The sequence below is a fragment of the Geminicoccus flavidas genome (genome assembly GCF_009806515.1).
GTDB classification, from domain to species: domain Bacteria; phylum Pseudomonadota; class Alphaproteobacteria; order Geminicoccales; family Geminicoccaceae; genus Geminicoccus; species Geminicoccus flavidus.
Genome location: NZ_WUJP01000617.1, coordinates 1 through 9,126, shown reverse-complemented (window position 1 = coordinate 9,126; position 9,126 = coordinate 1). Strand labels below are relative to the sequence as shown.

Here is a 9,126-nt window from a genome sequence, read left to right as displayed (position 1 = left end):
GTCGGCACGGTCTATCTGGCGCCCGAGCCGGGTGCCCCGCCCTATGCCGCGGTCGGCTCGGAAGTGAAGGAGGGCCAGACCCTGCTCATCATCGAGGCGATGAAGGTGATGAACGCGATCCGGGCACCCAGGGCCGGGCGGGTAGTCCGGGTGTTCGTGGAGAACGCAGCACCCGTGGAATTCGGTGAACCACTCCTCGTCCTGGAGTGAGCCGGTTGTTCAAGAAGATCCTGATCGCCAATCGCGGCGAAATCGCCCTCCGGGTCCTGCGGGCCTGCCGCGAGATGGGCATCCAGACCGTCGCGGTGCATTCCACCGCCGACGCGTCCGCCATGCATGTGCGCTTTGCCGACGAGAGCGTGTGCATCGGCCCGCCCCAGGTCGGCGAGAGCTACCTGAACAAGCTCTCGATCCTGGCCGCCGCCGAGATCACCGGGGCGGAAGCGATCCATCCGGGCTACGGCTTCCTATCGGAGAACGCCGACTTCTGCCAGATGGTGGAGGAGCACGGCTTCACCTTCATCGGCCCGACCCCTGAGCATATCCGGCTGATGGGCGACAAGATCGTCGCCAAGGACACGGCTAAGAACCTGGGCATCCCCTGCGTGCCCGGCACGGATGGGCCGGTGGCGACCGAGGAGGAGGCGCTGGCGGCGGCCGAGGAAATTGGCTGGCCGGTCCTCATTAAGGCGGTGGCCGGCGGCGGCGGGCGCGGCATGACCGTGGTGCACGACCGCTCGCAGCTCCTGGACGCCCTGCGCATGGCGCGCGGCGAGGCCAAGGCCGGCTTCGGCGACGACCGGGTCTATATCGAGAAATATCTGGCAGCGCCCCGCCATATCGAGGTCCAGGTGTTGTGCGACACGCACGGCCAGGTCCTGCACCTAGGCGAGCGCGACTGCTCGCTGCAGCGCCGCCACCAGAAGGTGATCGAGGAGGCGCCCTCGCCGATCCTGGACGCCGCCGACCGCGAGAAGCTGGGCGCGCTCGTCGCCAAGGCCATGGCGAAGTTCGGCTATCGCGGCGTGGGCACGCTGGAATTCCTCTACGAGAATGGTCAGTTCTACTTCATCGAGATGAACACCCGCCTGCAGGTGGAGCATCCGGTGACTGAGCTGATCACCGACATTGACTTGGTCCGCGAGCAGATCCGGGTGGCGGCCGGCGAGCGGCTGGCGTTCGGCCAGGACGACGTGCGCTTTTTGGGCCACGCGATCGAGTGCCGGATCACCGCGGAGAACCCGAAGACCCTGGCGCCATCCCCTGGCCGGGTCACCGGCTACCATGCCCCGGGCGGGCCCGGCGTGCGCATGGATTCGGCTCTCTACACCGGCTACACTGTCCCGCCCTATTACGACAGCCTGATCGCTAAGCTGATCGTCCACGACGTCGACCGGGCGACCTGCCTGCGCCGGCTGGAGCGGGCGCTGGCGGAATGCGTGGTGGAGGGGGTGGACACCAACCTGCCGCTGCTGCGCACCGTGGTCGCGAACCCGGCCTTCCGTACCGGCGAGTACGATACGGGCTGGCTCGGCCGGTTCATCGCCGACTGGGAACCGCCGGTGGTGTGATGCGGGACCCGGCGGCGCCCGACCAGGACGAAGACGAACGGACGATCACGCCGGAGATCCTGCTCACGGCCTATCGCCTGGGCGTCTTCCCGATGGCCGAGGCGCGCGACGACCCGACCATTCACTGGATCAACCCCAAGCGGCGCGGGATCATCCCGATCGACCGCTTCCACCTGCCGCGCCGGCTGGCCCGCACCATCCGCTCCGGCCGCTTCCAGGTGACCGTCGACCGGGCGTTCGACCAGGTGATCCAGGCCTGCGCCGCACCCACCGAGGCACGGCCCAGCACTTGGCTGAACGACCAGTTGATCCTGCTCTACAACGAACTGTTCCGGCGCGGCCGGGCGCACAGCGTCGAGACCTGGCAGGACGGCCGGCTGGTGGGCGGCCTGTACGGCGTTTCGATTGGCGCCGCCTTCTTCGGCGAGAGCATGTTCAGCCGTGCCACCGATGCGTCGAAGGTGGCGCTGGCCGAACTGGTCCAGCGGCTGAGGGCGGGCGGCTACGTGCTGCTCGACACCCAGTTCGTGACCAGCCACTTGGCACGCTTTGGCGCCATCGAGATCCCGCAGGGCGAGTATCAGCGCCGCCTGCACCACGCGACCATGCTGAGCGCGCACTTCCCGCAGGATCCGGGTCAGCCGGCACCCGGGACCGGGTTGGACAGTTCGGGCGCCCCTGCCGGTGCCTCCAGCGGTGCTGAGCAGCCGATCACCCAGACGTCGTAGACCGGGTGCTCCAGCGCATGGAGCGACGGGCTGGAGGCATACATCCAGCCCGAGAAGATCCGTTCCTGCCGGTCCTGCTCGAGATCGTCGATCAGGAGGAAGGCCGCGGCTTCCGGCTGCTCGGTGGGCGGCGAGGTGAAGCAGGCATCGAGCTGGATGCGCAGCGTGCCGAACTGGACCGGCTGGCCGCGCGCCACCTCGAAGCGCACCACCCGGGCGGTCACCTTGTCCAGGCCCTGCATCTCCACCTTGTCGTTCGGGATGCTGGGCCCGGCCGCCAGCGCCGGCAGGCTGCCGGCTCCCAGCAGCAGCAGGGCCGCAGTCAGCCGGACCGCACGCGTCATGCTCACGGGGCCGAGAAGATGTCGTCGGCCGGCTGGCCGGCACCGCCCGCCCCGTTCGCCCCGGAGCCGCTCCCTGAGCCGCCCCCCGAACCACCCTGGGAACCGCCGCCGCCCTGGCTGAAGATGTAGCGGCCGATCAGGTCCTCGATGCTGACCGAGGACTGGGTGAGCGTGATCACGCCGCCGGGCTCCAGGTCGCGATCATCGCCGCCCGGGATGATCGACAGGTACTTGCCGCCGATCAGGCTGGCGCTGGAAATCGAGGCCGAGCTGTCGGTCGGCAGCTTCACGTCGTTGCCGACGGTGAAGCGCACCTCGGCGCGGAAGGTCTGCGGGTCCAGCGTCTTGGCGACCACCCGGCCGACATTGACGCCGCTGATCCGCACGTCGCCGCCGACATCGATGCCATCCGCCCGGTCGAAGCGGGCGATCAGCTCATAGCCGTTCGTGCTGCCGATGTCGCTGCGGGCATAGGCCCAGAACAGGAAGCCGCACGCGACCAGCAGCACGAGCGCGCCCAGCACGGTCTCAACGATACTGCGGGCCATGCGGCTCCTCTCCAACTAGTCGACGATCCGTCCAGGCGCTGAGGTAGCGCCTGACGGGACATGTCTCAACCTCGCCCGCCTCAGGCGGCCTGTTCCGGCTGGTCCAGCCCGAGCAGCGCATCGGCAAATGCTTCCGCCTCGAAGGGCTTGAGGTCCTCGATCGCCTCGCCCACGCCCAGCGCATGAATCGGCAGGTGGAAGCGCTCGGCCAGCGACACCACCACGCCGCCCTTGGCGGTGCCGTCCAGCTTGGTGACCACCAGCCCGCTCACATCCACGATGTCGCGGAACACCTCGACCTGGCGGTGCGCGTTCTGCCCGGTCGTGCCGTCCAGCACCAGCACCGTGTCGTGCGGCGCCGACGGATCGACCTTCTTGATCACCCGGACGATCTTCTTCAGCTCGTCCATGAGCGCCGCCTTGTTGTGCAGCCGGCCGGCCGTATCGATCATCAGGATGTCGGCACCCTGCGCCTTGGCCTTCTCCAGGGCGGAGAAGGCCAGCGCGGCCGGGTCGGAGCCCTGGGTTGCCGCATAGACCGGTACGCCGTTGCGCTCGCCCCAGATCTGGAGCTGCTCCACGGCAGCGGCCCGGAACGTGTCGCAGGCCGCCAGCACGACCTTCAGCCCGGCATCAGTCGCCATCTTGGCGAGCTTGCCGATCGTGGTGGTCTTGCCGGTGCCGTTCACCCCGCAGACCAGGATCACCTGCGGCGCCACCTCCCGCGATGGGATCGGCTTTGCATAGGGCTTCAGGATCCGCGCGATCTCGGTTGCCAGGACCTGGCGCACCTCGCGGTCGGTGACGTCCTTGCCATAGCGCTCGCGCGCGAGGTGGCCGACCAGCCGCCCGGCCGTGTCCACCCCCATGTCGGCGACGATGAGCGCCTCCTCCAGCTCGTCCAGCATGTCCTGGTCGAGCTTCTTCTTCACGAAGATCGCGGAGATCGAACCGGTGAGCTGGCCCGAGGTCTTGGACAGACCGGATCTCAGGCGCTGCCACCAATTGGGATTGGGCTGGGTCATGGCGGGCGGAACCTCGCGCAACCGGCGGGTTTCGGCAAGGGTCGCCGCTCAGCTGCCGTCCTCCATGACCCGGCCATCCGCCATCCGGACCGTCCGGTCCATCGCCCCGATCAGGACCGGGTCATGGGTCACCGCGATGAGGGTGGCACCTTGCCGCCGCGCCGCCTCGGCCAGGAGCCCGGCCACCAGCCGGGCATTGGCCGCGTCCAGGCTGGCGGTGGGCTCGTCCGCGATCAGGATCGGCGGGTCCAGCAGGAGGGCGCGAGCGATCGCGACGCGCTGCTGCTCGCCGCGCGACAAGCTGGCCACGTCCTGCCGCCCGGCCGGCACGCCGCATTCCTCCAGCAGTTCCGCCGCACGCGCCACCACGTGCGGTCCCGGCCGCCAGGCGGCGAAATAGCTGGCGGCCAGCACGTTGCGCAGCACCGACATGCCGGGCACCAGGTGGAAGTCCTGGAAGATCATGCCGACATGGCGGCGCCGCCAGCCGTCGCGGGCCCCTTCGGCCATGCTGGCGACGTCCTGGCCATTCCAGCGCACCTGCCCTTCGCGCACCGGCTGAATGCCGCACAAGGCCAGGGCGAGCGTGGTCTTGCCGCAGCCGGACGGGCCGGTGATCGCCACCTGCTCGCCGTTCGCGACATCCAGCCGGGCGATGTCCAGGACGGGGGGCCCGCGGTCGAACGCGACCTTCAGCCCCCGTACCGCCAGGCCGTCGCCCTTCAGCCCGCCGGGCGCGCGATCGCCCCGCTGCCGGAGACCCGGCAGTTCTCGCAGGGTACCGCGATGGCACGGCGCCGTCGCATGAATTTCTTCCTGATCGTGTTCAGCCATGATTAAAACCCGACGAGGAAGCTTCCTGCCGGCACAGTTCGATCTGGTACCTGTCCGTGCCAGCTGCACTTCCGTGCTGTAGCTCGGCCGCGCTCATCTTGTGGCTTGCCGTCGTCGTTGTCACGGAACTATCACGAATATGTCACAATAATAGGACGGGGGAGGCTTACGTGCGCAGATCGATCAGAACGGCATTCCTGCTGGGCACGGCGACTTTGACGGTGGCCGCTTGCGGCGGCCGGACGGTGGACACCAGCGCGCCCAGGGCTGCATCCAGCAGCATCACGCTCGCCCAGGCGGATGACCCCTATTTCCGCACCGGCCAGGACATCCTGGCGCGGATCCAGGCACAGCAGCCGAACACCAACCACGCCAAGAACGTGATCCTGTTCGTGGCCGACGGCATGGGCTTCGCCACGGTGACCGCCGCCCGGATCCTGGAAGGCCAGCAGCGCGGCGTGGACGGCGAGTCCAACGTGCTGACCTTCGAATCCTTCCCCTATCTCGCCGCGTCCAAGACCTATTCCTCCGACGCCCAGGTCGCCGACAGCTCGCCCACCGCGGTCGCCATGGTGACCGGCGTGAAGACCCGCAACGCCGCCATGGCGGTGAAGCACACCGTGCCGGTCGAGGACTGCCAGGCGTCGCTGGACAACGGCGCCGTCACCACGATCTTCGAGATGGCACAGGCCGCGGGGCTCGCCACCGGCGTGGTCAGCACCGCCCGCCTCACCCACGCGACCCCGGGCGCCACCCATTCGCACTCCCCCAGCCGTGACTGGGAATCGGACGCCGACATGCCGGCGGAAGCGCTGGAGATGGGCTGCAAGGACATCGCTCGCTCGATGATCGAGATCCCCTACGGGCACGGCTTCGACTTGGCGCTCGGCGGCGGCCGTGCCTACTTCCTGCCCGAGACCGCGGCCGACCCCGAGTACGAAGGCAAGACCGGCCGGCGCAAGGACGGCCGCGACCTGACCGTGGAATGGACCGACCGCCATGGCGCCGGCTCGACCTATGTCTGGAACAAGGAGCAGTTCGACGCGATTAACCCCGCCACCACCGGCCCGGTGCTCGGCCTGTTCGACATGTCGCACATGCAGTACGACGTCGACCGCGAGAAGGACGCGGGCGGCGAGCCGTCGCTGGCCGAGATGACCGACAAGGCCATCGACATCCTCCAGGCAAAGGCCGGCGACGAAGGCTTCATCCTAATGGTGGAGGGCGGCCGGGTCGACCATGCGCTCCATGCCGGCAACGCCGCCCGCGCGCTGACCGATGCCATCGCCTTCGACCGGGCGATCAAGACTGCGGTCGACAAGGTGGACCTGGACGAGACCCTGATCGTCGTGACCGCCGATCACGGCCACACGCTGACGATCAACGGCTATCCCGAGCGCGGCAACCCGATCCTCGGCCTGGCCGCCTGGGGTGGCGAGCCGCTGCTGGGTGACGACGGCAAGCCCTACACCACCCTGCAGTTCGCCAACGGCCCGGGTGCACTGAAAGACGCGCCGCGCGTCGACCTGACCAATGTCGATACCACCGATATCGACTTCGTCCAGCCGGCCCTGGTGCCGCTCTCCAGCGAGACCCACGGCGGCGAGGATCTGGGCATCTACGCGATCGGCCCTTGGGCACACCTGTTCCAGGGCACGGTAGAGCAGAACTATATCTTCCACGTGATGAACCACGCCTCGAAGATCGGCCAGCGCGCCGGGGCGATGGACTGACCCGAACCGGAGAACCGTCATGGCTGGAACCACCCGACGCCACCTGCTGCTCGCCACCACGGCGCTCGGCCTGGTCGGTGTCACGCGGCCCGGCCATGCGGCCACCCGGATCAAGCTGCGCGACATCTACGGCAGGGGCGCCGCCTTTTCCGAGGAGGCGCTGGCCCTGGCCGACCGGCCCGTGCAGATCCAGGGCTTCATGGCCCCGCCGCTCAAGCCCGACGCCTCCTTCTTCGTGCTCACCAAGATGCCGATGGCGGTCTGCCCGTTTTGCGACAAGGAGGCGGACTGGCCGCAGGACATCGTGCTGGTCCGCCTGCGCCGCCAGCAGGACTGGGTCAACTTCAACCTGCCGATCCTGGTGACCGGCACCCTCTCGCTCGGCACCGAGGTTGACGAGGAGACCGGCTTCGTCAGCAGGGTCCGCCTGATCGACGCGGCCTACGAGCGGCTCTGAGCCTTGGGCAATCCCTTTCCGTTCGTCCTAGCCGACCTCCGACGGAACCGTGCCGGTGCGCTGGCCATCGTCTTACTGGTTGCCCTGGCGGTGGGCCTGGGTGTGGCCGTCTCCGCCCAGGACCGGGCCCTGCGCGAGGGCAGCGCCCGTGCCGCGGACCGCTTCGACCTCCTGATCGGCGCACCCGGCAGCGAGACCCAGCTCGTCCTTTCCACCGTCTATCTGCAGCCGGCCGCGATCGAGCTGATCGACGGCGCCATCCTGGCCGACCTCGCCGCCAATCCCGACGTGGCCGATGCCGCCCCGATCGGCTTTGGCGACAACTGGCGGGGCCATCCGATCGTGGGCACCACCGCGGGCTTCCTCGCGCCTGCCGGCGAGCCGGCTCTGGCCGAGGGCCGGCTGTTCGAGCGGATCGACGAGGTGGTGGTCGGTGCCGACGTGCCCCTGGCGCTGGGCGACGAGTTCGAGCCGGCGCACGGCCATGTCGAGATGGAGGACGAGGAGGCCCATGGCTTCCACCAGCACGTGGTCGGCCGGATGCCGCGCCTGGGCACACCCTGGGACCGCGCGATCATCGCCCCGATCGAGGCGGTCTGGTGGGTCCACTCCCTGCCGGTCGGCCACGCCCTGGACGAGGCGGAACTGTGGCCGGACGGCCCGGCCGGCGAGCCCGCCCTCGACCTGATCCCGCTGGGCCCGCCCTTCGACCGCGCCGAGCTGCCGGGCGTGCCGGCGATCGTGGTGACCCCCGCCAGCTTCGCCGCCGCCTACCAGCTCCGCCGGGAATACCGTGCAGCCGATGGCACCATGGCGGTGTTCCCGGCCGAGGTCCTGGTCCAGCTCTATGCCCTGCTGGGCGACGTGCGCGACCTGGTCGCCACCATCTCCCTGCTCACCCAGGTCCTGGTGATCGGTGCGGTGCTCCTGGCGGTGCTGGCGAGCCTGGCTCAGCGCCGCCGGCTGATCGGCGTGCTGCGGGCACTGGGCGCCTCGCGCCCCTTCGTGTTCGCCACCATCTGGCTGAACGTCGCCCTGATCCTGACGGCGGGCGCGCTGCTGGGCCTGGTAGTCGGCTATGGCGGCGCCTTCCTGGTCGCCCTCCTGTTCGAAAGCCGGACCGCGCTGAGCCTCCCGGTCAGCCTGGGCCTGCCTGAGCTGCGTCTGGTCCTGGCGATCGTGCTGGCCGGTTCCGCGCTGGCCACGATCCCGGCAGCACTGGCCTATCGCGGCTCGGTCGCGCAGGCGCTGCGCGGCTGACGGAACGGCTTCCTCTCGCGGCCCCGCCGCATGGCGCCGGTCAATCGGGGACACCGGCCACGCGGAGCGCATCCAGGTAGCGCTGCGCGAAGGCCGCATCCCGCCACGGGTTGATCTGCCGCTGCAGGGTGAGCGTGTAGGTCGGGAATGCCGCCATCAGGCGCCCGGCCGCCACCTGCGCCTCCTCCAGGCGGCCCAGCCCCACCAGCCCGCAGATCACCACCCGATGCGACGAGCCGTAATTGGGCATTTCCCGCAGCGCCTTCTCGCCCCAGTCGAGCGCCTCCTCGTGGCGTTCGAGCATGAGATAGCTCATGCCGATGCCGGACAGGGCGATGCCCTTCTCGGGATCGACCGGGCTCAGGCGCATGGCACGGTGGAAATGGTCGATCGCGGCGAGCGGGCGGCCGGCATAGGCGTTCACCCAGCCGGCACCGGTGTGGCCCTGGGCGGAATTGGGATTGAGCAGGAGGGACCGGTCGATGGCACCCAGCGCCGTCTCATAGTCCTTGGCGCTGTAGGCCAGGACCTGGGCGGCGAAGCGCAGGCTGGTCGGGTCGTCGCGCGCCTCCGCCAGCACCTCGCGCGCCATGCGGATGGCCACCCGCGCATCATCGGGCTCATGC

The 9,126-nt window shown here is 69.3% G+C and carries 11 protein-coding genes; 6 read left to right on the top strand and 5 right to left on the bottom strand.

Annotation, left to right across the window (positions count from 1 at the left end; translation table 11 throughout):
• The 3 genes from EQG76_RS17485 to aat all read left to right on the top strand — a co-directional run.
• Nucleotides 1-210 (top strand): acetyl-CoA carboxylase biotin carboxyl carrier protein (locus tag EQG76_RS17485; protein ID WP_321573478.1); only part of this gene is annotated, 210 nt, incomplete at its 5' end.
• Nucleotides 211-215: 5 nt separating this feature from the next.
• Nucleotides 216-1,571, top strand: coding sequence for an acetyl-CoA carboxylase biotin carboxylase subunit (gene accC / locus EQG76_RS17480; protein ID WP_159715673.1), 1,356 nt, complete (start codon nt 216-218; stop codon nt 1,569-1,571).
• Nucleotides 1,571-2,299, top strand: coding sequence for a leucyl/phenylalanyl-tRNA--protein transferase (gene aat, locus EQG76_RS17475; protein ID WP_159715672.1), 729 nt, complete (start codon nt 1,571-1,573; stop codon nt 2,297-2,299). Before accC ends, aat begins: the two co-directional genes overlap by 1 nt.
• On the opposite strand, the gene EQG76_RS17470 is transcribed toward aat, so the two are convergent.
• The 4 genes from EQG76_RS17470 to EQG76_RS17455 form a co-directional block, all read right to left on the bottom strand.
• A complete protein-coding gene (locus EQG76_RS17470) occupies nt 2,209-2,643 on the bottom strand; it encodes a DUF2155 domain-containing protein (protein WP_159715671.1) in 435 nt (144 codons plus the stop codon). The two genes, aat and EQG76_RS17470, sit on opposite strands and share 91 nt — an antisense overlap.
• A 2-nt stretch (nt 2,644-2,645) precedes the next feature.
• Nucleotides 2,646-3,191, bottom strand: a complete 546-nt coding sequence (gene mlaD / locus EQG76_RS17465) for an outer membrane lipid asymmetry maintenance protein MlaD (RefSeq protein WP_159715670.1) — start codon at nt 3,189-3,191, stop codon at nt 2,646-2,648.
• Between the two features lie 80 nt (nt 3,192-3,271).
• Nucleotides 3,272-4,216 carry a signal recognition particle-docking protein FtsY gene (gene ftsY / locus EQG76_RS17460; protein WP_159715669.1) on the bottom strand — a complete coding sequence of 315 codons (945 nt, stop codon included), beginning with the start codon at nt 4,214-4,216 and terminating at the stop codon, nt 3,272-3,274.
• A gap of 48 nt (nt 4,217-4,264) precedes the next feature.
• On the bottom strand, nt 4,265-5,050 hold the full coding sequence (locus EQG76_RS17455; RefSeq protein ID WP_159715668.1) for an ABC transporter ATP-binding protein: 786 nt from the start codon (nt 5,048-5,050) through the stop codon (nt 4,265-4,267).
• Between the two features lie 170 nt (nt 5,051-5,220).
• On the opposite strand from EQG76_RS17455, the gene EQG76_RS17450 reads away from it, so the two are divergent.
• Genes EQG76_RS17450 through EQG76_RS17440 form a run of 3 tightly spaced genes read left to right on the top strand, consistent with a single transcriptional unit; the run spans nt 5,221 to nt 8,500 of the window.
• On the top strand, nt 5,221-6,783 hold the full coding sequence (locus EQG76_RS17450; RefSeq protein ID WP_235031421.1) for an alkaline phosphatase: 1,563 nt from the start codon (nt 5,221-5,223) through the stop codon (nt 6,781-6,783).
• 19 nt (nt 6,784-6,802) lie between these two features.
• Nucleotides 6,803-7,240 (top strand): hypothetical protein, encoded by a 438-nt coding sequence (locus EQG76_RS17445; protein WP_159715667.1) that lies wholly within the window; start codon nt 6,803-6,805, stop codon nt 7,238-7,240.
• A gap of 3 nt (nt 7,241-7,243) precedes the next feature.
• A complete protein-coding gene (locus tag EQG76_RS17440) occupies nt 7,244-8,500 on the top strand; it encodes an ABC transporter permease (RefSeq protein WP_159715666.1) in 1,257 nt (418 codons plus the stop codon).
• A gap of 40 nt (nt 8,501-8,540) precedes the next feature.
• Here EQG76_RS17440 and EQG76_RS17435 read toward each other — a convergent pair.
• The coding region (locus EQG76_RS17435; RefSeq protein ID WP_159715665.1) for a tetratricopeptide repeat protein at nt 8,541-9,126 on the bottom strand (586 nt) is incomplete at its 5' end.